Raw genomic sequence first — 22,231 nt, 5'->3', positions numbered from 1 at the left:
GTGCTGGAAAAGGTGGTTCGCAGTGACAAAGGCTTCTGTCAGTGTAATTGTTCCTTGCTATCGGAGCAAAGCATCAATTTCGCGTGCGGTCGAATCGGTGTTTACGCAAACCCTGAGGCCGATCGAAGTAATTTTGGTTGATGACTGTAGCCCAGATGATACGCTTGAACAACTGTATGCCGAGCAGCAAAAATACCCTGCGGGCTGGATAAAAGTGATTGAACTGCCACAGAATGGTGGGCCAGGGAGTGCACGCAATGCAGGCTGGGCACAGGCGAACGGCAAGTATGTGGCGTTCTTAGACTCTGATGATTGTTGGCATGCTCGAAAAGTCGAACTTCAGTACAACTGGCTTGAGCAGCACCCCGAAGTAACTTTGTTGGGACAAAAATTTGCTTCGGGGATGCAGCGAGAGCCGGCTGTAGAGGATGTGAGTTGTACCCAGGTAACAAAGCGACAGCTACTGTTTTCTAATCAATTTACTACATCGTCGGTAATGCTGCAGCATGGCGTGAAAAGTCGATTTAAACAAGGGAAGCGCTACTGTGAGGATTATCAGCTCTGGTCTGATATCCTTTTTAAGGGGGGGGTGTGTTGCAATATGGATTTTCCGTTGGTCAAAACCTTTAAACCTGTTTATGGGGATTCTGGTTTGAGCGGGCAGTTATGGTCTATGGAGTTGGGTGAATTAGGTGTTCATGGCGCGCTGTTGCGGGAAAAGAGAATTGGGATCCTGCCATTTTTGTTGGCCGTGTCGTGGTCGATGCTGAAGTTTGCCCGACGTGTCGTAAACTCATATGTGCGAAGACGTTAATGATCTATATCTTCGGCTGGGCAATGATGCTGTTGGCGCTAGTCGCTTCTGAAATTACCAAGAACAGGAGCCGTATTCCTGTGGCTTTGGTGATTTTGTTTGTTGCGGTAGTAGCTGTATTGCGCGGTGCTGTTGGCACGGATACTAACACCTATGAGTGGTTGTTGGGTTTGGCTACCTTGGATCCTTTGGCGGGAGGGGTTGAGCCTGCCTTTACTTTCCTGGGCTGGATTTTCATGGGCGTTACAGGCTCTTCTGTTGGCGCAGTGAGATTATTTGGTCTTTTGCTATTTATTGTTCTTTTTTATTATTTGTTGCGCTCCAATGGGAATGAGCGATTTTTTTTGTTGTCCTGTTTCTTACCTTCCTTTATTTATCAGTACAGCATGAATACATTGCGATTAGGTTTGGCCAGTGTGTTTTTGCTTTTGGCATTCCAATATGCTCGACGGATTCGTTACTCAAGACGGGTGGGTTTTTCGTTGATCGCTTTGGGGTTTCATTATTCCTCGATTTTTAACGTCGCCTATCTGATGATGTTGCGCGTCCCGTGGGCGCGCTGGAGCAGTGTAATTGCCGGCCTTGGTTTTGTAGTGTGCGTGGCGTTATTACTGATCCTTAAAAGTGATTATTTTCTGATGAAGCTTAGTGCTTACAGTGCAGTTTCATCACCTGGAAAGTTTTCTGGCATGAGTAAGGTGGTGGTCATTGCAGTAATGCTCATGGCGGTTGCGGCTTCGCGCATGCCGCGCAGCGACAAAATAAAATTAGTGATTCTTACTACTGTTTTAACAATCGCATTTTTTGCGTTAGCAAGCATTAGTTATGCTGGGTTGCGATTTCTCGATTTGTTGTCGTTCTCGCTGCCGTTAGCCGTTCTGGTAGCGTATAACGATAATGAGCGCTCCTTGGACTGGGCGATAAAAATAGGGCTATCGGCAGTTGGGATCTTGTCAATGGTGGCTAGTTATAGGAACTATCTCCAGGAAATGGGGCAGGGTCCTAGCCCTTTTTTGCCTTATCATTTACTGGATGCACTCGGCGGCCTGTAAGTTGGTGTCGCAAGGTTGTGATAGGAGCGGGAACTTGAAAATCCTAGTGTTGGGCGCAAATGGCTTCATTGGGGAACGTTTGATGACGGTCCTCGCCGAGCAAGCGCACTCGATTCGAATGTTAACCCGTAAGCCCGGGAAAGCATCCAGTGAAAAACTGGAAGTGCTAGTGGGGGATCTCACGAGTGATACGCTGGACGTTGAACGTCTTGTAGATGGCTGTGATGTGATCATCAATTGTGCGGGTGAAATCAAGAATGAGCAATTAATGCCCGCTTTGCATGTCAGCGCGGTAAAGCGCCTACTCGATGCCCTTGGCCGCAGGGGCCGGGGAGCGCCTCACGTTCGCTGGGTACAATTGAGCAGTGTTGGCGCGTATGGACCAGCGGCGGGCAAAAGACGAGTGGTCACCGAGCAGACCGCACCTAATCCTCAAGGAATGTACGAGATTACCAAGACCGATGCGGACAAGCTGATCATGTCTCATGCTGCATTGCAGGGAGAGTCGGGTGACTGGGTAATACTTCGACCGTCCAATGTGTTTGCTTGTGACATGCCCAATGGTTCCATTCGTCAGTTGGCCAGGATCATTGGTAAAAAAATGTTCTTCTACGTTGGGCGCGAAGAAGCGATTGCCACTTACATTCATGCGAATGACGTTGCAGCAGCCCTTGCCTGTTGTTCGAGTGAGCCACGTGCAGCGAGGCAAATCTACAACTTGTCCAATGATTGCAGGCTGAGGGACGTGGTCGAGGCACTTGCAGATTGTCAAGGTGTTCAGCCGCCGAAATGGTGGTTGCCGGAGTGGCTAGTCAGAGTGGCTGTTTGGCTTGCTGGGAACATGATGCGTTTGCCGTTAACACAAAGTCGAGTAGATGCCCTGGTAAATAAAACTTCTTATCCTGCGGAGAAAATACGCAACGATTTGAATTTTACGCCTAAGTACAGCGTCCCCGTGCATATATGTGAAGTGATCCAAAAATAATGGAATTATGAATTGAAGGCTATTGGGTAATTTTATCTGTGACTGGCGCATTGGAATCTAACAGTATGTCAATTAAAGGTTTGCGGGTGGCACGGATTTCTACGGTCCCGTTTTTTGTGGTTACGCAGCTTAGCGCTCAATTGCGAGCGCTAAATGAGGCGGGAGCAGAGGTCGACGTGATCGCCAGTAACGACGACATGAGTGGATTGCTTCAGTCAAGGAAGGATCTGAATTTTATACCTGTCGAGATAGCCCGCGAAATCAGCCCGCTGAAGGATTTGCGCAGCCTGATAAAGCTTATCATTTTGTTCAGGAAGCAGGGTTATGACATCGTTCACTCCACGACGCCTAAAGCAGGACTGCTAGCGGCTATTGCTGGGCGGATCGCAGGTGTCAAGATACGTTTGCACACCTTCACAGGCCAGCCTTGGGTAACCATGAATGGGTTAAAAAAGCACCTGCTAAAATTTTGCGACGCGCTCATCGCCAGATTAAATACCCACAACTACGCCGACAGTGTCAGCCAGCGAGAGTTTCTCGTTCGAGAAGGTGTGATTCCACAAGAGAAAGTGTCAGTGATTGGCTTCGGTTCACTGGCGGGTGTTGATATGGATCGATTTGACTGTCAGCGTTTTTCACCGGAGGTGATTGCGCAGACCAGAAACGAACTCGAAATTCCTCAGGATGCCAAAGTTCTTCTCTTTGTTGGGAGAGTCACTCCAGAAAAGGGTATAGGTGAACTCATGGAGGCTTTCACCACGCTGAGGGCAGTGCATGCGGACCTTTTTCTCGTGCTGGTCGGGCCTTATGAGGCTGAAGGGCGAGAGGTTGTCGAGTCTCATTTTGCAGCGGGGACCGCGCACATAAAGGTGCTTGGCCTGCAGGAATTGCCTGAAAAATTTATGGCAGCGGCCGATTTGCTCTGTTTGCCGAGCTATCGGGAAGGGTTCGGTACGGTAGTGATCGAAGCAGCGGCGATGGGCCTTCCAACAGTTGGAACGGATATCTATGGCCTTAATGATGCTGTCGTCAATGGCGAAACGGGGCTATTGGTGCCTGTCCGTGACTCCGGTGCTTTATCCGATGCGATAGATGCTCTACTGTCGCACCCCCAGCGTCTGATTAGCATGTCCACAAAGGCAAAAGAGCGTGCGAGAAGGGACTTCGATTCCAGGCACTGCTCAGCGCTTCTAATCCAACAGTATGAAGGATTTTACAAGTGAGTCATTCAGCAGAGCTGTCAGCCGGTGAGCGCATTCTGGTGACGGGATCCACCGGTTTTGTGGGGGGCGCGCTGTTGAACGGGCTTATTGAGGCGGGGCGTTTTGACGTAGTCGCACAGTACCGTGAGAGGCCAGAAGCGATCAGCACTCTGGTAGACGCGGTATGTGTGCCTTCGATCAACGGCGAGACTGATTGGAAGGCCGCGCTGGAAAAAGTTGATGTTGTCGTACATTGCGCGGCGCGTGTTCACGTAATGAATGAAACTACGAACGATCCCTTGGCTGCTTTTCGTCGCGTGAATGTAGATGGAACGCTTGCACTTGCCCGCCAGGCAGCGAGTGCTGGTGTCCGTCGATTCATCTACTTGAGCTCCATCAAGGTTAATGGTGAGGAAACGAGCGAAGCTCCTTTCAACGCGCAGGACAACTGTTCACCTACTGATCCCTACGGTATATCCAAGTGGGAGGCTGAGCAGGGTTTGCTGGCCTTGGCAGCGGAGAGCGCAATGGATGTCGTGATTGTTCGACCGCCACTGATCTACGGTCCAGGGGTCAAGGCGAATTTCCTTAAGATGGTCAAATGGATGGATCGAGGTATACCGTTGCCTTTGGCGTCAGTGCACAACAGCAGAAGCTTGGTGGGCTTGAGTAACCTTATTTCCTTCCTGATTCATTGCATTGACCACCCAAACGCTGGCAACCAGATATTCCTGGTGTCAGATGGCCAGGATCTGTCGACGCCAGCTCTGTTATCGAAAGTAGCAGGCGCGCTAGGTAAATCATCCCGTTTGATACCTTTCCCGGTGTCATTTTTGTTGGGGCTGGCAGCCTTGGTTGGGAAAAAGGCAGAATTTCGCCGACTGTGTGGCTCACTGACGATAGACATTGAAAAAAATAGACGGTTGCTCGGTTGGCAGCCGCAGTCTTCGGTATCCGATGAATTGAAGCGAACTGTCAAAGCATATCGTCAGCAGGAATCCAAATGAGCCTTTGGTTGCTATTACCCATTACCGCAATTCTTTCATATTTTTTAACCGCCGCCCTTCGTCGCTATGCGCTCTCAGCGAGCATGATAGATGTGCCGAATGCACGCAGTTCCCACACCGTGCCCACTCCTCGTGGTGGTGGCGTTGCTATTGTGTTGTCGTTCCTTTTAGGGTTGGTAGTACTCGGAATCGTGGGAGTGTTGCCTGGCGCTCTAGCAGTAGGGCTTTTCGGGGCAGGTCTGATCGCAGCGCTGATAGGGTTTCTTGATGACCATGGTCATGTGCCTGCACGCTGGCGATTGCTCGGGCATTTTTCTGCCGCGGCCTGGGGCTTGTTCTGGATGGCAGGTGCTCCCCCCCTTGAGCTCTTTGGAACGGTTTTAGATCTGGGATGGGTGGGAAACGTTCTTGCGACCGTGTATTTGGTCTGGTTACTCAATTTGAACAATTTCATGGATGGAATTGATGGCTTGGCCAGTGGCCAGGCCGTGACGGCATGCATCGGTGGCGCATTGCTCTATTGGCTGGGCGGGCAGGCATCGCAACTGTGGCTTTGCGGCTTGTTGCTGGCCGCAGTGGCAGGTTTCTGGATTTGGAACTTCCCTCCAGCAAAGATCTTCATGGGCGATGCCGGCAGTGGTTTCCTCGGGATCATGATGGGGCTACTGGCCCTACAGGCTGCTTGGATTTCGCCCGCTTTTTTCTGGAGTTGGCTAATACTGTTAGGAGTGTTCGTTGTTGATGCAACCTGGACCCTGATTCGAAGGCTCCTGCGCGGGGAGAAGGTCCATGAGGCACATCGCAGTCACGGATATCAGTATGCGGCCAGGCACTACAAAAGCCACAGAGTAGTCACCCTCACTGTGCTGTTGATCAATGTACTCTGGCTGACACCACTCGCGTTGCTGGTGGGATCGGGGCTCCTCAACGGAGCTGGCGGTCTACTGATCGCCTATGCGCCGCTATGTGTACTGGCGGCAAAGTTTAACGCCGGGCGGCGGGAGGCCTGACTATCTATGAGACCAGGAGGCGATAACAAGATGCGCAGTTGGCTTCTACAGCTTACGCGGCGCCAGAAACGGTTGCTGCAATTGTCTACTGATGTGCTGCTGATATGGGTGGCGCTCTGGCTCGCGTTTGTGGTCCGTCTAGGCATTGAAGAGATGGCTAACCCCATAATCGACCATGCGTGGCTGTTCCTCACTGCTCCTTTGGTGTCCATTCCGTTGTTCATTCGCTTCGGTTTGTACCGTGCGGTGATGAGATATTTCGGTAACGACGCCTTGATCGCCATCATCAAGGCCGTGACACTCTCGGCGCTCATTCTCGGCTTCATCATCTACTGGGCTAGCAACCACCAGAATGTTGTGCCGCGGTCCATCACCTTCAATTACTGGTGGTTGAGCCTGATCATGATCGGCGGTCTTCGCCTGGCCATGCGGCAGTATTTCTTGGGTGACTGGTTTGCCGCGGCTGTGCAGCACGTTCCTTTTGCCAGTAATGGCCGTGGCGATGGCCTGCCGCGAGTGGCCATCTATGGCGCCGGTGGTGCTGGCAATCAGCTTGCTGCCGCCCTGCGCTCTGACAAGGCCCTGCGCCCGGTTGCCTTCATCGACGATGACCCCAGCATCACCGACCGGGTGATTGCCGGCTTGCAGGTTTACCGCCCCGACCAGTTACAGGACATGATCGATGCCACGGGAGCGCAGGAAATCCTGCTAGCCATACCGTCCTCTACCCGCACTCGCCGTCGCGAAATCCTCAACTTCCTTGAAGGCTACCCGCTGCACGTGCGCAGTATTCCCAGCTTCCTGGACCTGGCCAGCGGTAAAGTAAAGGTGGACGACATCCAGGAAGTAGATATTGCCGACCTATTGGGTCGCGATGCCGTCCCGGCACAGGCTGACCTGCTGGAGCGCTGCATCGTCGATCAGATCGTACTGGTAACCGGTGCCGGCGGCTCCATCGGCTCGGAACTGTGCCGGCAGATATTGGGCCAGGGGCCAAAAACCCTGCTGTTGTTCGACCATAGTGAATTCAACCTCTACAGCATCCTCTCCGAGCTGGAGCAGCGCGTTGCCCGTGAATCCCTTACGGTCAGCCTTGTACCCATCCTGGGCTCGGTGCGCAACCAGTCCCAGCTTCTGGACATCATGCGCACCTGGCACGTCGACACTGTCTATCACGCAGCTGCCTATAAGCACGTGCCGATGGTGGAGCACAACATCACCGAAGGCCTGATGAATAATGTCATCGGCACACTGCACACTGCCCAGGCCGCGTTGCAGGCCGGAGTTGCCAACTTCGTGCTGATTTCCACCGACAAGGCCGTGCGCCCGACCAATGTGATGGGCAGCACCAAACGCCTGGCCGAGATGACCCTGCAGGCGCTGAGCCGCGAAGTGGCGCCGGTGCTGTTTGGCGACAGCAGCAACGTTTCGCAGGTGAACAAGACCCGCTTCACCATGGTGCGCTTCGGTAACGTGCTGGGCTCATCGGGGTCGGTGATTCCACTGTTCCACAAGCAGATCAAGGCGGGCGGCCCGCTTACCGTCACCCACCCCAAGATCACCCGCTACTTCATGACCATTCCCGAGGCCGCGCAGCTGGTAATTCAGGCCGGCTCCATGGGCAAGGGTGGCGATGTGTTCGTGCTGGACATGGGCGAGCCGGTGAAAATTGTGGAACTGGCCGAGAAGATGATTCACCTGTCGGGCTTCAGTGTGCGCTCCGAGCGTAACCCGATGGGTGATATTGCCATTGAGTTCACCGGGTTGCGTCCGGGGGAAAAGCTGTATGAAGAGTTGCTGATTGGCGATAACGTCATTGCGACCCGTCACCCGATGATCATGAGTGCCAACGAAGACTTCCTGCCCTGGGATACGCTCAAGGAGTTCCTGCGGCAGCTGATGGCGGCAGCGGCGGTTGATGACTTTGTGCGGGTACGGCAGTTGCTGCGCGAAACCGTGAGCGGCTATTCGCCGGAAGGCGAGATTGTCGACTGGATTTACCAGCAGCGGCGCCTGGAGCCCTGACCTTGCTTTGCAGCTAAACCTGCTTCCACAGGGCCGCAGCGCGGCCCCTGTATCTCCGCCATTCCAGCCTGAATGTCACGTTGCCATCGTCTTCGCTCTCGAATCAACCGCCGACAGTCTAGAATCCTGAAAGTGGAAGCGCAGACCCTGACAACGGAAGCAGACAAACATGACCATTTTGGTAACCGGCGGTGCAGGCTTTATCGGGGCGAACTTCGTTTTGGACTGGCTGGCCGGCGATGACGAACCCGTGGTCAACCTGGACAAACTCACCTATGCAGGCAACCTGCAGACCCTGAGCAGCCTGCAGGGCGACAAGCGCCATATCTTCGTGCACGGCGACATTGCCGATAGCCGGCTGGTCGCGGAATTACTGAATGCCCATCAGCCCCGCGCCATCATCAACTTTGCCGCTGAGTCCCACGTCGACCGATCGATCCATGGCCCGCAAGCCTTCATCGAAACCAACGTCGTCGGCACGTTCCAGTTGCTGGAAGCCGCGCGTGCATACTGGGGCAGCCTTAATGAGCCGGCGCGGCAGGCATTTCGTTTCCTGCATGTGTCTACCGACGAAGTGTATGGCTCTCTGACTGCCGACGAACCGGCTTTCACTGAAACCCACCAGTACCAGCCTAACAGCCCGTACTCGGCCAGCAAGGCTGCCAGCGACCACTTGGTGCGTTCGTACTACCACACCTACGGCCTGCCGGTGCTGACCACCAATTGCTCGAACAATTACGGCCCTTATCACTTCCCGGAAAAGCTCATCCCGCTGATGATCGTCAACGCCCTGGCCGGCAAGCCGCTGCCGGTATATGGCGACGGTCAGCAGATTCGCGACTGGTTGTACGTAAAGGACCACTGCAGCGCCATCCGCCGCGTACTGGAGGCCGGCAAAGCTGGTGAGGTGTACAACGTCGGCGGCTGGAATGAAAAGCCCAACCTGGACATCGTCAACCGCGTGTGCGCGCTGCTGGACGAACTGCGCCCACGCGCCGACGGCAAGCCCTACGCCGAACAGATCACCTATGTAAGCGACCGTCCAGGTCACGACCGCCGTTATGCCATCGATGCCCGCAAGCTGGAGCAGGAGCTTGGCTGGAAGCCTGCGGAAACGTTCGAAACCGGCATCCGCAAAACCGTGGCCTGGTACCTCGACAACCAGGACTGGGTGCAGAACGTGCAGTCTGGCAGTTACCGTGACTGGGTAGAAAAAAACTACGCAGGGCGTTCTGCATGAAGGTGCTGCTGCTGGGCAAGGACGGTCAGGTAGGATGGGAACTGCAACGCAGCCTGGCCCCACTGGGGCAGTTGCTGGCGCTGAACGCTCGCAGCCAGGCATACTGTGGCGACCTGGCCAACTTGCCGGGCCTGGCCGAAACCGTCCGTGTCTACGCCCCCGATGTCATCGTCAATGCGGCGGCCTACACTGCCGTGGACAAGGCCGAGAGTGACCGTGAGCAAGCCTTCAAGGTAAACGCCGACGCCGTCGGCGTGCTGGCCCGCGCTGCCGCTGAATGTGGCGCGCTACTGGTACATTACTCCACCGACTATGTGTTCCCGGGGCAGGGCACCCAGCCTTGGCGCGAAGACGATGCCGTTGACCCATTGAATACCTATGGCGCCAGCAAGCTGGCCGGCGAGCAAGCGATCCAGGCTGCCGGTTGCCAGCACCTGATTTTCCGCACTTGCTGGGTGTATGCCGCACGCGGCAACAATTTCGCCAAAACCATGCTGCGCCTGGCTGCGGAGCGTGACAGCCTGGGCGTGATCGATGACCAGCATGGTGCCCCGACGGGTGCAGAACTGATCGCCGACATCACCGCCCACGCCATTGTCGCCACGCGCCGCAACCCATCCCTGGCTGGCCTGTACCACCTGGCCGCTGAGGGTGAAACCACCTGGTGCGGCTATGCCCGTTACGTACTGGAGCAAGCGGCGGTCCATGGCGTGCCGCTGAAAGCTCATGCCGAGCACGTCACCCCCTTGACCACAGAGGCTTATCCGACGGCGGCCATGCGGCCGGCCAACTCGCGTCTCGATACCCATAAACTGCAGAAGGCCTTTGCCCTGACCCTGCCAGACTGGCGCCTGGGTGTGGCTCGCATGCTGACGGAAATCCACGAGAAAGGACCACTATGAAGCGTAAAGGCATCATTCTGGCGGGTGGGTCGGGTACCCGCCTGCACCCGGCGACCCTGGCAATTTCCAAGCAACTGTTGCCGGTGTACGACAAGCCGATGATCTATTACCCGCTGACCACACTGATGCTGGCGGGCATTCATGACATCCTGATCATTTCCACCCCGCAAGACACCCCGCGCTTCGAGCAACTGCTGGGCAACGGCCACCGCTGGGGCATCAACATCACCTACGCCGTGCAGCCATCTCCGGACGGCCTGGCCCAGGCGTTCCTGATTGGCGAAGACTTCCTCGGCAACGCCCCTACCGCGCTGGTGCTGGGTGACAACATCTATTACGGCCACGACTTCCAGCAGTTGCTGCGCAACGCGATGGACCGGCAAGGCAGCGCCAGTGTGTTCGCCTATCACGTGCAAGACCCCGAGCGTTATGGCGTGGTCGAATTCGACGGGCAGGGTAATGCCATCAGCCTGGAAGAGAAGCCGGCCAAACCCAAGTCCAACTATGCTGTGACCGGGTTGTACTTCTACGACAACGACGTTATCGAGATTGCCAAAAGCATTCGGCCATCCGCGCGTGGTGAGCTGGAGATTACCGACGTGAACCGCGCGTACCTGGAGCAGCACCGTTTGTCGGTAGAGATCATGGGGCGGGGGTATGCCTGGCTGGATACCGGGACGCATGACTCGTTGCTTGAGGCAAGCGGGTATATCGCGACGATCGAGCGGCGGCAAGGGCTGAAGGTGGCCTGCCCCGAAGAGGTGGCATTCCGGCAGGGGTGGATCGATGCCCAACAGTTGGAAATGCTGGCAGCACCGCTGGCCAAGACCGGTTATGGCCAGTATCTGCTGCGTTTGATTCAAGGCACGGTTTATTGAGGCAACAACCTCGGTGGGGCGGCGCCGCCATTCCACGGGCGGTTCAACCCGCGAAGGGACCGAGTCCTGCTGGCCAATTTCCACCCGCCGTTCACCGTTGCCGGCGCTACCGTATTCGCGGGTAAACCCGCTCCTACACAGATTGGTGGTGGACACACATTGGTGATTGGGCGCAGACCGTCGTAGGAGCGGGTTTACCCGCGAAAGGGCCGCCCCTGCTGGCCAATTCCCATCAGCCATTCACCGTCGCAGCCGCCACCGTATTCGCGGGTAAACCCGTTCCCACGCCGTGAACCATCCCTCACCCCAGGGTTTTCCCACCCCCACAACCCGCGTATCATCTGCGCACACAAATCTGAACATTCCCACGGCAGTTCCAGACCATGAGTCTTGCGCACCCTGCGTGCATGGCAGTTTCAGGTACCCAGACAATCATCAGTGACATATAACGAATGGCCAGTTTCGTGGCCAGGCCAGGCATGCCGGCTGTCCGACGGATGGGACGGTGCCCGATGAGATTTGAAGGAATAGGTTTTGATCAAGCGTAGAAAGGTTGCAATCGTTGGTTGTGCGTACCGTTTTCCTGGCTCTTCCAATGCAGGCTTCTGGCAAAACCTGATGGAGGGCCGCGACCTGGTGACCCAGGTTGACCCGTCGCGTTGGAACAAACGCGAGTTCCTGCACCCGGACAAGGCCAGCCCTGCATCCAGCTACACCTTCGCCTCAGGCACCCTGGGTGATATCAGCGCTTTCGACGCTGGCTTCTTCAGCATCTCGCCGCGTGAAGCCGCGATGATGGACCCGCAGCAGCGCATGCTGCTGGAAATGTGCTGGGAAACCTTTGAAAACGCCGGGGTCAAGCCGTCCAGCCTGCGTGGCAGCAACTGCGGCGTGTACCTGGGCATCGCCGGTGTCGAGCAGTCCTACCGCCTGCTCGAGGACCTGTCAGCCATCGATGGCGCCACGGCGACCGGCAACACCATGAGCATCGCGGCCAACCGCCTGTCGTTCTTCTACGACCTGCGTGGCCCGAGCATGGCCATCGACACCGCCTGCTCGTCGTCGCTGGTGGCCTTCCACCAGGCGTGCCAGGCCATCCTCAGCGGTGATGTCGACCAAGCCGTGACGGGCGGTATCAGCCTGCACATGCACCCGTTCGGCTTCATGATCTTCGCCAAGGCGACCATGCTGTCGCGCACCGGGCGCTGCCAGTCGTTCGACGAAAACGGCGACGGTTACGCCCGCTCCGAAGGCGGCGGGTTGTTCCTGCTCAAGGACTACGACCAGGCAGTGGCCGATGGAAATACCATTTTGGCGGTGGTAGCGGCCAGTGCGGTGAACACCGACGGGCGCAAGTCCAGCCTGACCCTGCCCAATGCCGAGGCCCAGGCGGCGTTGCTCAAGCGCGCCTACTCCCAGGCCGGTATCTCCCCCGAGCAGTTGGACTACCTGGAGGCCCACGGCACCGGTACCGCGGTGGGAGACCCGATCGAAACCCGCGCCATCGGCGAGGCACTGGGCCAGGCGCGCGGCGCCGGCAACCCGCTGCCAATCGGCTCGGTGAAAAGCAACCTCGGGCACCTTGAAGCCGCCTCTGGCGTGGCTGGCCTGATGAAGGCACTGAACTGCCTGGCCGAGCGCACCGTGCCCGCTACCATTGGCGTGCAGGCGCTCAACCCGAACATCGCGTTCGCCGACCTCAACCTGCAGGTGGTCACCGAGCCCCTGCCGCTGAAGGCCGATGGCCAGTTGACGGTGGGGGTGAACTCGTTCGGCTTTGGCGGCGCCAACGCCCATGTCATCCTGCAAAGCCCCGAGCCACAGGCGCCGGCAGCGCAAGCGGCCAGCGCCCGGCGCGTGCCGTTACTGCTCAGTGCCAAGAGCGAACAAGGCCTGCGCGCAACCGCTGAACGCTTTGCCGCCTACCTGGCCGGGCAGCCACAGGCCGACTATTACGATGTGGCCTACCAGGCGATGTTCCGCCGCGATGCGCACAGCCACCGCCTGCTGCTGGTTTGCGACAACGCGGCCGAAGCCGCCCAGGCGCTGGACGACTATGCCCAGGACCCGACCCTCAGCGAACTGAGTGCAGTGCTGGAGGCCGGCCAGGCTCTGGACGGCGCCTCGGCACCGGTATTTGTCTACTCCGGCAACGGCTCGCAATGGCAGGGCATGGGCCGGGCGATGCTCGACCAGCCGCTGTTCGCCGCCGCCGTGGATGAAGTGGACGCGTTGTTCCAGCCCTTGGCGGGCTACTCGCTGCGCGCCGAGCTGCTGGGTGACAACGGCGAAGGCCGTTATGCACGTACCGAAATCGCCCAGCCTGCGCTGTTTGCCCTGCAAGTGGCGGTTACCAAAGTGCTGGCTGCCGAAGGCATCCACCCGGTGGCGGTGATCGGCCACAGTGTGGGTGAAGTGGCGGCGGCCTGGGCCAGCGGCGCGTTGAGCCTTGAGGACGCCACCCAGGTCATCTACCACCGCAGTCGCCTGCAGGGCCTGACCCGTGGTACCGGGAAGATGACGGCGGTCGGCCTCTCGGGTGAGGCCACGGCGCAACTGATTGCCGAACTGAAACTGGATGGCCGCCTGGTGGTGGCGGGCGAGAACAGTGCCCGCGGCGCCACTGTCGCCGGTGAGGTTGACGCCCTGGCACTGCTGGAAGCGGCCCTGGAAGAGCGCCAGGTATTCGCCCGCCGCCTGGACCTGGACTACGCCTTCCACTCGCCGGCCATGGACCCGATCAAGCAAGCGGTTATCGACGACCTCGCGCATATCCGCCCGCAGGCTACGAAGATCCCGTTCTACTCCACTGTCGTCGGTGGCCAGTTGAACGGCGAACGGCTGGACAGCCAGTACTGGTGGCAGAACATTCGCTTCCCGGTGCTGTTCCAGGGCGCGCTGGCTGCCTTGGTGCGCAATGGCCTGAACCTGTTCGTCGAAGTGGGCCCACATGCGATCCTGCGCAGCTACGTCAACGATGTGCTGGCCGAGTGCGAACAACCGGGGCAAGTGATTGGCACCCTCAAGCGCAACGACCACAGCCCGCTGCTGCTGGAACGTACCGTAGCCCGCCTGCAGATTGCCGCCGTCGAGCCACAGTGGCAGGCACGCTTCCCGGTGACCGGGCGCCCGCTGCGCCTGCCTAACTATGCCTGGCAGCACGACCACTTCAGCTTGCCGGTCACTGCCGAGGCCTATGGCCCGCTGAGCCACGAGCGCGTGCACCCGTTGCTGGGTTACCCGGTAACAGACCAGGCGCTGACCTGGGAAAACCGCCTGGATACCCAGCAGTACCCGACCCTGGCCGACCACAAGGTGGGTGAGTCGGTACTGTTCCCGGGTGCAGGCTTTACCGAGCTGGCCCTGGCGGTGGCGCAACTGCACCAGCCGGGCGAGTTCGTCGATATCGAAGAGCTGGAAATCCACAACCCTCTGCTGCTGAGCAGCGAGGTCATCAAGAAAGTGCGCGTGCAGGTCGAAGAGGCCGACGGCACGTTGCGCATCAGCTCGCGCACGGTGATGCAACGCGAAGACTGGGTACAGCACGTGGTTGCACGCTTGCCGGGTGAAGCGCGCGGTGTGCTGCTGGACACCCGGGCACCGGCGTTGCCAGCCCGCCCGGCAGACTTCACCGGCGAGCAGCACCTGGCAATGACCTGCGCGGTTGGCCTGAACTACGGTCCCGCTTACCAGACGGTGGCCGCAGCTTGGGTGGAAGGGGAGCGCGTGTTGGCTCAGTTGGTCGTGCCTGCTGCCATCGAGCACGAGCTGGCAAGCCTGCACCTGCACCCGGCGTTGCTGGATGGTGCCTTCCAGCTGATTACCGAGCTGCTGGCCAGCCGCCAGGGGCATGACGATGGACTGGCGTTCATCCCCGTCAAGCTTGGGCGCATTGCCTTTACCAATGCTGGCGGTGTTCCGGTGTTGGCCGAGGTGCGTCAGCGCAAACGCACCGCGCATTCGCTGCTGGTCGACTTCACCCTTTTCGATGCCAGCGGCGCTGCCGTGCTGGCGATCAAGGATGCGCGCATGCGTGCCGTGCGCCTGCAGTACGACCGCAGTGGCGATATCAAGCGTATGGGCCATGTAGGGCAGGCCGCGCCAGGCGCGGTTGTGCCTGTGCAGCGTAACGCCGTGGCCTGCTCGCCGTTGGTCGAGGCCTTGCAGTGCCTGGCCGACGAACCGGCACAGGTGCGTTACCTGAATGAAGTGGAGCCACTGCTGGATGTGCTGTGCAACAGCTTTGTCCTCGATGCGGTGGAACAGGCCGGCGGCCGCATCAGTGCCGAGCAGGTCGCGCTATGGTCGCAGGGCCAGGGCGACTTCCTGGCGATGCTGTTGCGCCATGCCGAGCACGACGGCAGCCTGCAGCGTAGCGCGGACGGCAGCTGGCAACTGGTCGACCAGGGCGAGCGCCCGACCTCGCAGGCTATCTGGCAAGAGCTGTTCAAGAGCTACCCCGAGTACTTCCAGATTATCCATTCCGTTGGCCGCATCGGCCGACATCTGTCGGCGTTGCTGGATGGCAGCCAGGCCTTCGACACCCTGCAACCGCGCGAAACCAGCGGTGCCAGCCTGGCGCGCCTGGTGCTGGGTGCGGCAGGGCAGCAGCACCTGCTCAGCGGCATTGGCCAGACCTTGGCCGCACGCCTGGCGCAACTGCCGCCCGGCCAGCGCCTGCGTGTGCTGGAGTTCGGCTTCGGCGGCGCTTCGTTTGCCGAGCTGTTGTACGCCGGTCTGGATTTCGATCGCCTCGATTATGCCTACTGCGTCGCCGAGCCTGAGCTTGAGCAGCGTCTGCGTGACGATTGCCCGGCGCTGGAGGTGCTTGGCCTGGAGCAACTGGCCGACGCCGGTACGTTCGACTGGGTGCTGGTGCCTACCGACTTTGGCCCCCTTGGTACGGTGGGTGACGCCCTGCGCTTGGCCAGTGGCCGGCTCAACCCGCACGGCCAGTTGGCGCTGCTTGGGCAGTACCCGGCGCGCTGGGCCGATTTCGTCTTCGGTGCCCAGCCAGATTGGTGGCTGGCCGGCCCGCAGCAGGCGTTGTCGCGCCAGCAAGGCCCGGCGTTCTGGAGCCATGAGCTGCAGCGGCATGGCCTGACCGCGTTGCGCACGCTGGAGGCGTTGCCGGGTAACGCCTGTGGTAGCTACCTGTTGCTGGCGGACAAGCCCGCCGGTGCCGACACTGTCGCACCCGTGGCAGTGCAGCGCTGGGCCGTACTCGCCGAAGCAGGGCAGGGCGCTGCCCTGCGCCTGGCAGAGCAACTGCGCGCCCAGGGCCAGCAGGTTGACCTGTTGCAGCCGGGTGACGCCCAGGCGCTGGCGGCTCAGCTTGGCGCCTTTGCCCAGCCCCCTGAGCATGTGCTGCACCTGGCCGGTTTCGACAGCGGCACAGGCCTCGATGGCCAGGCCGAGCGCTGCATGCAAGCGGCCGCGCTGGTGCAGGCCTGTGAGTCGCTGACGATCGCCCCGCAGTGCTGGTTGTTCAGCCGTGGCGCTGCCGAGCACCTGCACAGCGCCGACACCGCCGCTGACGTTGCGGCCATCGGCGACGCGGCGTTGTGGGGCTTTGGCCGTACCCTGGCCAACGAATCCCCGAACTGTCGTATTCGCCTGCTCGATCTGGCGCACGCGGCAGCGGTCGAGCTGGCGGTACCTGCGTTGCTGCACGCCGATAGCGAAACCGAGCTGGCCCTGGACGGCGAAGGCCGTCGCTACGTGCCGCGCCTGCGCGTGCTGGGCGACCAGCCGCGCCGCGCAGTGGGCGATGCGCAGTGGGTGTGCCTGGGCTTCGACCTGCCGGGCCAGCTGCGCAACCTGCGCTGGGAAGTGCGTGAGCCGCGTCAACCGGCGGCGGATGAGCTGGACATTCAGGTGCGCGCGACGGGCCTTAACTTCCGTGACGTGATGTTCGCCCTCGGCCTGCTGTCGGATGAAGCCATCGAAAACGGCTTCTCCGGCCCTACCCTGGGCTTCGAATTTGCCGGTGTGGTGCAGGGCAAAGGCGCCGAGGCAGTGGGCGACTTCGCCCCGGGTGACCGTGTGGTGGGCTTTGGCCCCTGCAGCTTCGCCAACCGCCTGGTCACCAACGCCAACGCCGTTGCACGCATCCCCGAAGGGATGTCGTTCGAAGCGGCGGCCACCATTCCGAGTACCTTCTTCACCGTGTACTACGCGCTGCATCACCTGGCGCGCCTGGAGCCGGGCGAGAAGGTGCTGATCCACGGCGCTGCCGGTGGCGTGGGCATCGCTGCCATCCAGATCGCCAAATGGCTGGGCGCAGAAATTCACGCCACCGCAGGCAGCGACGAGAAGCGCGACTTCCTGCGCCTGCTGGGCGTCAGCCACATCTACGACTCCCGTTCGCTGGCTTATGCCGACCAGGTGCTGGCGGCCACCGGTGGGCGTGGCGTGGACGTGGTGCTCAATTCGCTGGCCGGTGAGGCCATCAACCGCAACCTGCAGGTGCTGAAGCCGTTTGGTCGCTTCCTGGAGCTGGGCAAGCGCGACTTCTACCAGAACACCCGTATCGGCTTGCGCCCGTTCCGCAACAACATCAGCTATTTCGGTATCGACGCTGACCAGCTGATGAGCGAGCGCCCCGCGCTCACCCGCCGCCTGTTCGCCGAAATGATGGAGCTGTTTGAACAGGGCATCCTGCATCCGTTGCCGTTCCGCGAGTTCGACGCCAACCAGGTGGTCGAGGCTTACCGTTACATGCAGCAGGCACGGCAGATTGGCAAAGTCGTGGTGACCTACGCTAACCCTATCCAGCAAACCGTCGACACCCGCGTGCAGCCGGTGCGGGCACTGCAGCTTGCCGCCGATGCCAGCTACCTGGTCACCGGCGGCCTGGGTGGCTTTGGCTTGCGTACTGCGCAGTGGCTGATCGACAAAGGTGCCCGTCACCTGGTGTTGCTGGGCCGTCGTGGCCCGGCCAGTGAAGAGGCCCAACCGCAACTGGCGTTGTGGCACGCCCAAGGTATCGATGTGCAGGCCGTGGCGTGCGACATCACCGACCGTGAGCAACTGCGCGGGGTGGTCGATCGCATCGGCGCCAGCCCATGGCCACTGCGTGGCCTGGTGCATGCCGCGACGGTGATTGACGACAGCCTGATCCGCAACCTAGACGGCGACCAGTTGCGTCGCGTGCTGGAACCCAAGGCCAAGGGCGCGCAGTACCTGCACGAGCTGACCCAGGGCCTGGCGCTGGACTTCTTCGTGATGTTCTCCTCGGCCACTACCTTGTTCGGCAACCCCGGCCAGGCCAACTACGTGGCGGCCAACCACTGGCTCGAAGCCCTTGCGCGGCACCGACGTGCTCAGGGCCAGGCAGCCACTGCCGTGCTGTGGGGCGCCATCGACGATGTCGGCTTCCTGGCGCGCAACAGCCAGATCAAGGACGCCCTGCAGAGCCGCATGGGGGGCTCGGCGCTGCGGGCCGAGGCCGCCTTGGCACAGCTCGAGGCCATGCTGTTGCAGGGTGATAACGGCCATGGCGTGCTGGAACTGGACTTCAAGGCCCTGGCGCGCTTCCTGCCGAGCGCCAGTACACCGCGCTTCAGCGAACTGGCCCGTGCCTATGGCGGCGACCATGAGGATGAAGGTGGCGGTGAAGACATCCAGCGCATGCTGGAGGAGCTTGACGATGGCGAACTGCTCGAACGCTTCGTAGACATGCTCAAGCACGAGGTGTGCGAGATTTTGCGCCTGCCGCCAGCACGCCTGGATGCCCAGCGCCCGCTGCAGGAAATGGGGCTCGATTCGTTGATGAGCGTCGAGTTGGTGGTGGCGCTGGAGGAGCGTTTCGGTATTCGCCTGCCGGTGATGGAACTGAGCGACAGCTCCAGCATCGACAAGCTTGCCGTACGCTTGCTGGAGCTGCTGCGCGGTGAAGCGAGCAGCGGCGAAGAGCAACTGGCGCAGAATGTGCTTGCCCGCCATGGCAGCGAGCACAGTGCCGAAGAGTTGGCGCAGTTGAACGCAGCCTTGGCCGACAGCAACGCGGCACCCAACCGATTGATTGATTAAGAGTGCCAGATGACAGCCAGAACCCCGACCGGCCTTGCTGGTGATGCCAAGCAACGCCTGATCCAGCAAGCCCTCGCCCGGCGCCGTCATGTGGCTGCCGAGGGCGAGCAGGGCGCCACCCTGGAGCAGGTACAGCAGGCTGCCCTGAAGGTGCCCGAAGCGCACTATCGCTTTGATCTGCACCCGGGGTACCAGCAACTGCGGGTAATCCAGCAAAGCGCCATGCAGCTGGGCGTGAGCAACCCGTTCTTCCGTATGCACCAGGGCACCGCCGGTGCCCAGACGCAGATTGGCGAGCGCGAGTTTCTCAACTTTGCCAGTTACAACTACCTGGGCTACTCCGGCCACCCGAGCGTGGCCGAAGCGGCCAAGGCGGCGATCGACCGCTACGGCACCTCGGTGTCGGCCAGCCGCCCGGTTTCTGGCGACCGCCCGCTGCACCGCGAGCTCGAGCGCGAACTGGCCCGCCTGTACGAGGTAGACGATGCGGTGGTGATGGTCAGCGGCCATGCCACCAACGTCACCACCATCGGCTACCTGTTCGGGCCACGCGACCTGGTGGTGCATGACGAGCTGATTCACAACAGCGTGTTGCAGGGTATCCAGCTGTCCGGTGCCCGCCGTCTGAGTTTTGCCCACAACGACTGGCAGGCGCTGGACCGCCTGCTGGGCGAACAACGCCAGCACTTCGAGCGGGTGCTGGTGGTGGTGGAAGGCATCTACAGCATGGACGGCGACTACCCCGAGCTACCCCGGTTCGTCGAGCTCAAGCATAAGCACAAGGTTTTCCTCATGGTGGATGAAGCCCATTCGCTGGGGGTGATGGGTGCGACGGGCAAAGGTATTCGCGAGCACTATGGGTTGGCTGGCGATGACGTCGACATCTGGATGGGGACGTTGAGCAAGACCCTGGCCAGTTGCGGCGGGTACATTGCGGGCCGCACGGCACTGATCGAGCACCTGAAGTTTCTGGCGCCGGGCTTCTTGTACAGTGTTGGCATGCCGCCGGCGGTCACGGCCTCTGCGTTGGCAGCGTTGAAGCTGCTGGCTGCAGACAGCGAGCGGGTAGCGCAAGTGCAGGCGCGAGGTGAACTGTTCCTGCGCCTGGCGCGTGAAGCAGGGTTGGACACGGCGACCAGTACCGGGTTGGCGGTGATCCCGGTGATTACCGGCAGTTCGTTCAAGGCCGGCCGCTTGTCCAGCGCCCTGTTCGAGCGTGGTATCAATGCCCAGCCGATCCTGTACCCGGCGGTGCCGGAGCATTCGGCGCGGGTGCGGTTTTTTGTGTCTTGCGAGCATACGGAAGAGCAGATCAGGCATACCGTGGCGGTGGTGGCGGAGGAGATGGCGCGGCTGGGGTGAGGGCCACGGCTACAGCCAGATGGCATCCCAGTGTGGGTAGTTGCCGACATTGGGTGCCAGGCCGGCCCTGACCGGGTTGGCAATGATGTGGCGAGCGGCGTTGAGCAGGTCATCATCCTTGCGCATGGCGCGATCGCAGTAGCCCGCCTGCCAGATGGGGTTGGTTGTTACGCCGGCCTTGTGCAAGGCATGGCTGGACCTTGATTTGAAGCGGCGCATCAACGTGGCCAGTGTCACCTGTTTCAGTTCTATCAGCCAATGCACATGGTCGGGCATGACCACCCAGGCCAGCGTGGCGCAGCTGTTTTCCCGGTCTGCCTGGCGCAAGTGATTGACCACCAGCCTGGCCAGGTTGAAGTTGTGAAACAGCGGGCGACGCTGGTGGGTGACTGTGGTCAGCATGTACAGCCTGCCGGGGTGTGAAACCCGGTGGCGGCGCAGATGGTGGGCATGGGCGTAGTGCATGTGGTCATCCTTGAGGCTTCGATAGTTCGAGCCAGCGTAGACGCCGTCATGATGCCAGCAGCGATTCAACCATTGCAGAATGTGCCCACTGACCAGGGGGGGACGGTGATTGGCCAGGGATATTGGCCAGCAGGCCCGGCCCTTTCGCGGGTAAACCCGCTCCTACGACGGTCTGCGTTCAACCACCGGGCCGGTCCGGGTCGGGCGTGGGTCAGATATGCGGTGCCTCATACGCATTCAACTGCTCCACAAACCGCCAATGGCTCTTCTTGCCAAACCCCATCAATCGCTTCAACCGGATATCCCAACGCATGTGGTGGTTGGCAATCCATGGCAATGCAAACAGGTGCGCCCCGCGCCATGGGATGAACGGGTTACGCCGCAGGCTGGCATAAATCTCGACGCGGTGGCTGGCCTGATGGCTCGCACAGCGGGCATGGAAACCAGACGTGTCGGCCACCACCAGGGTGTTGGCTGGCACCGCAAAGCGACGGGGCGGCGGCAGACCGAGGGCCGCCAGCTCGGGCTCGTCGATACGGAATGAACCCTCACGGTGCATCTGCTCGCCGGAGCGCGCCGCCCCCAGGCTTTGACGATACTCCCAGGCCAAACGCTCCGGCGTCAGGCGGTGCGAGCCCGGCACATAACTGAACGGCCCTTGGTCATCCGCCACATCGTCCAGGAACAACCACGCCTTCGCCGTGGGGTGGAAGGTGTCGGCATGCAGGCGGGTCTGCGGGTCCTGATCGGCATTGGCGGCGTCGATCACGATCGACTGCAACTGGTAGGTAATGCCACCGGTATTGGACGACGCATAGGCAATCAGGTCGCGCACCCCACGGTCCGCCACAAACGCCGCGCTGGCCGGGTTTTGCGCCAGCACGTCCTGGTCAAGGCTGACCCGGCGGGTAACCGCGCGGCCCTGACGCATTTCCCAGCCAGTGCTGCGCAATGCACCCAGCTCGGCGCGCAAGGCCGCAAACTGCTCGGCAGGCAGGGCGTTTTCACGAATGAAAAAACCGTTCTGCTCAAAATGCGCGCGCTCACCGGCATCCAGCCGCGAGGCCAGCGCATTGCGACGGTAACCTGCCATGGCCATCGCCAGCTGACGACGCTGCACATGCAGGCCCAGGGCATTGAGCCGGGCGCTGCCCAGCACCGGGTTGTTCTCGAACGACTTGGCATGGGTTGCCAACTGCAGGCAATGCCAGGGGAGTGCCGCGTAACGGCCGATGTCCTTGATCGAAACAGGCAT

Annotated in this window: 14 protein-coding genes; 12 read left to right on the top strand and 2 right to left on the bottom strand. The window is 60.1% G+C overall.

Annotation, left to right across the window (positions count from 1 at the left end; genetic code table 11):
• Positions 1 to 22: 22 nt before the first annotated feature.
• The 12 genes from QYE47_RS17315 to QYE47_RS17260 all read left to right on the top strand — a co-directional run bounded on the left by QYE47_RS17315 (position 23) and on the right by QYE47_RS17260 (position 20,511).
• Positions 23 to 814 (top strand): glycosyltransferase family 2 protein, encoded by a 792-nt coding sequence (locus QYE47_RS17315; protein ID WP_023390080.1) that lies wholly within the window; start codon positions 23 to 25, stop codon positions 812 to 814.
• Positions 814 to 1,866, top strand: a complete 1,053-nt coding sequence (locus QYE47_RS17310) for an EpsG family protein (protein WP_014592016.1) — start codon at positions 814 to 816, stop codon at positions 1,864 to 1,866. Before QYE47_RS17315 ends, QYE47_RS17310 begins: the two co-directional genes overlap by 1 nt.
• 34 nt (positions 1,867 to 1,900) lie before the next feature.
• The gene (locus tag QYE47_RS17305) at positions 1,901 to 2,851 is read left to right on the top strand and encodes an NAD(P)-dependent oxidoreductase (protein WP_019439155.1); all 951 of its coding nucleotides are present in this window, start codon (positions 1,901 to 1,903) and stop codon (positions 2,849 to 2,851) included.
• Between the two features lie 65 nt (positions 2,852 to 2,916).
• Positions 2,917 to 4,074, top strand: coding sequence for a glycosyltransferase family 4 protein (locus QYE47_RS17300; RefSeq protein WP_014592015.1), 1,158 nt, complete (start codon positions 2,917 to 2,919; stop codon positions 4,072 to 4,074).
• Positions 4,071 to 5,060 carry an SDR family oxidoreductase gene (locus QYE47_RS17295; protein WP_019439156.1) on the top strand — a complete coding sequence of 330 codons (990 nt, stop codon included), beginning with the start codon at positions 4,071 to 4,073 and terminating at the stop codon, positions 5,058 to 5,060. The genes QYE47_RS17300 and QYE47_RS17295 overlap by 4 nt, the downstream gene beginning before the upstream one ends.
• Positions 5,057 to 6,070 carry a glycosyltransferase family 4 protein gene (locus tag QYE47_RS17290; RefSeq protein ID WP_019439157.1) on the top strand — a complete coding sequence of 338 codons (1,014 nt, stop codon included), beginning with the start codon at positions 5,057 to 5,059 and terminating at the stop codon, positions 6,068 to 6,070. Before QYE47_RS17295 ends, QYE47_RS17290 begins: the two co-directional genes overlap by 4 nt.
• 6 nt (positions 6,071 to 6,076) lie before the next feature.
• The gene (locus QYE47_RS17285) at positions 6,077 to 8,095 is read left to right on the top strand and encodes a nucleoside-diphosphate sugar epimerase/dehydratase (RefSeq protein ID WP_019439158.1); all 2,019 of its coding nucleotides are present in this window, start codon (positions 6,077 to 6,079) and stop codon (positions 8,093 to 8,095) included.
• A gap of 169 nt (positions 8,096 to 8,264) precedes the next feature.
• The gene (gene rfbB / locus QYE47_RS17280; RefSeq protein WP_014592011.1) at positions 8,265 to 9,335 is read left to right on the top strand and encodes a dTDP-glucose 4,6-dehydratase; all 1,071 of its coding nucleotides are present in this window, start codon (positions 8,265 to 8,267) and stop codon (positions 9,333 to 9,335) included.
• Positions 9,332 to 10,237 carry a dTDP-4-dehydrorhamnose reductase gene (gene rfbD / locus QYE47_RS17275; RefSeq protein ID WP_070384210.1) on the top strand — a complete coding sequence of 302 codons (906 nt, stop codon included), beginning with the start codon at positions 9,332 to 9,334 and terminating at the stop codon, positions 10,235 to 10,237. The genes rfbB and rfbD overlap by 4 nt, the downstream gene beginning before the upstream one ends.
• Positions 10,234 to 11,115 (top strand): glucose-1-phosphate thymidylyltransferase RfbA, encoded by an 882-nt coding sequence (gene rfbA / locus QYE47_RS17270; protein ID WP_019439160.1) that lies wholly within the window; start codon positions 10,234 to 10,236, stop codon positions 11,113 to 11,115. Before rfbD ends, rfbA begins: the two co-directional genes overlap by 4 nt.
• A 534-nt stretch (positions 11,116 to 11,649) precedes the next feature.
• Positions 11,650 to 19,149: a type I polyketide synthase gene (locus QYE47_RS17265; RefSeq protein ID WP_070384209.1), complete on the top strand. Its 7,500-nt coding sequence runs from the start codon at positions 11,650 to 11,652 to the stop codon at positions 19,147 to 19,149.
• A 9-nt stretch (positions 19,150 to 19,158) separates the two neighbouring features.
• The gene (locus QYE47_RS17260) at positions 19,159 to 20,511 is read left to right on the top strand and encodes an aminotransferase class I/II-fold pyridoxal phosphate-dependent enzyme (protein ID WP_070384208.1); all 1,353 of its coding nucleotides are present in this window, start codon (positions 19,159 to 19,161) and stop codon (positions 20,509 to 20,511) included.
• 9 nt (positions 20,512 to 20,520) lie between these two features.
• Here the strand turns inward: QYE47_RS17260 and QYE47_RS17255 are convergent, their stop codons facing one another.
• Both QYE47_RS17255 and QYE47_RS17250 read right to left on the bottom strand, forming a co-directional pair.
• Positions 20,521 to 20,976 (bottom strand): transposase, encoded by a 456-nt coding sequence (locus QYE47_RS17255; protein WP_070384207.1) that lies wholly within the window; start codon positions 20,974 to 20,976, stop codon positions 20,521 to 20,523.
• 211 nt (positions 20,977 to 21,187) lie between these two features.
• Positions 21,188 to 22,231: a phytanoyl-CoA dioxygenase family protein gene (locus QYE47_RS17250; RefSeq protein WP_004577660.1), complete on the bottom strand. Its 1,044-nt coding sequence runs from the start codon at positions 22,229 to 22,231 to the stop codon at positions 21,188 to 21,190.

This window comes from Pseudomonas sp. 2,4-D (assembly GCF_030418155.1).
Lineage (GTDB): Bacteria > Pseudomonadota > Gammaproteobacteria > Pseudomonadales > Pseudomonadaceae > Aquipseudomonas > Aquipseudomonas alloputida.
The sequence above is the reverse complement of the archived record's forward strand: the minus strand, read 5'-3'. Positions and strand labels throughout refer to the sequence as shown.